Genomic DNA, 1,145 nt, shown 5'->3' on the forward strand with positions numbered 1-1,145 from the left:
CTTAGTTTACGATGATTTCATCCATCAAGCGGTCAATGTGAATCACCACTTGCTCACTCGCGTCTTCCATCGAGTTGATGGAGGTCACCATGCCGGCCATATTTCCTGACTTCGCGTGCTTCATTGCATCACGGCCGCTATCGTGCACACCTTTGTGTGGCGCTTCGAGCTGCGCATAGCTTCTTAGTTGGCTATATGCTTTGCCGTCACCTCGGTAGTACCACTGGCCCAATCGACATTCTGAATGGCTATTGACGGTTTCACCAAAAGAGCCACTTTGCAGTAAGCGATAGATGTTGTTTTTCCAAATGGCATGATCAAGCTTGACCGTATCGAGGAAAGAGCGGGTAGACGCAAAGTGGATCACCCGTTTCATGTGCTCTGATTTGACAACCACCTCGTTGACGATTGAGCCAATTTGCGCCGAAGAGGCGGATACTTCTTCTGCGCAGATTTGGTTTTCATCAATCGCGCTTTTGATTGAGCTGACTTGGGTTAGCACCTGATTAACCAGCGAATCAATTTGTTCGCTCGCTTCACTGGCTTTGCCTGCCAAATTTCTTACCTCGTCCGCCACCACTGCAAATCCGCGGCCTGCTTCACCAGCGCGTGCAGCCTCAATCGCTGCGTTGAGAGCCAATAAGTTCGTTTGGTCAGAAATCTCTTGGATAGTAGATACAAGGTGGGAAATAGAAGTCGCGGTGTTATCTAATATCTGCACAGATTCAATGCTTTGAGTGGCTTGTGAGCTGATTTTTACGGCTCGGTCATCCAGACGTGCGAGTGCTTGATGTGTTTGCTTGAACATATCATCAAGCAGCTTTAGCTCCTCGTTTTCATGCGCCATAGATTGAGCGCTTTCGACCATCGCTGTGCGAATGGTTTGGAGCATATCTCCGCCTTTCAAGCTGCTCGACATCAACTCGTCGCTACTTTCGTAACGCTGTTGCGCTGTGTTCAGTAGTTGTTTGGCTTCTTTTAACTGACGTTCCAACGTCTCAACGTCGGTTTGGTACTTGTCTTTAAGGCTCGCTAATTCCTGCTTAAGCGCCTCATTTTCCATTTTTAATTTTTTTGATCCGAACATGTTTTTTATAAATGCAGCAAGGTTTTAAAAAATTCATGTTAAATCAGTTGGATAAGCA

At 46.7% G+C, this 1,145-nt stretch carries 1 protein-coding gene; it reads right to left on the reverse strand.

What is annotated here, in order from left to right:
- Position 1: 1 nt before the first annotated feature.
- The gene (locus R7Q47_RS25815; RefSeq protein ID WP_025536452.1) at positions 2 to 1,087 is read right to left on the reverse strand and encodes a methyl-accepting chemotaxis protein; all 1,086 of its coding nucleotides are present in this window, start codon (positions 1,085 to 1,087) and stop codon (positions 2 to 4) included.
- Positions 1,088 to 1,145 lie beyond the last annotated feature (58 nt).

It is taken from the genome of Vibrio sp. Vb0349 (genome assembly GCF_033338975.1).

Coding starts and splice junctions, on each gene's coding strand:
- R7Q47_RS25815 (WP_025536452.1), bottom strand. CDS start 1,087: ATGTTCGGATCAAAAAAATTAAAAATGGAAAATGAGGCGCTTAAGCAG.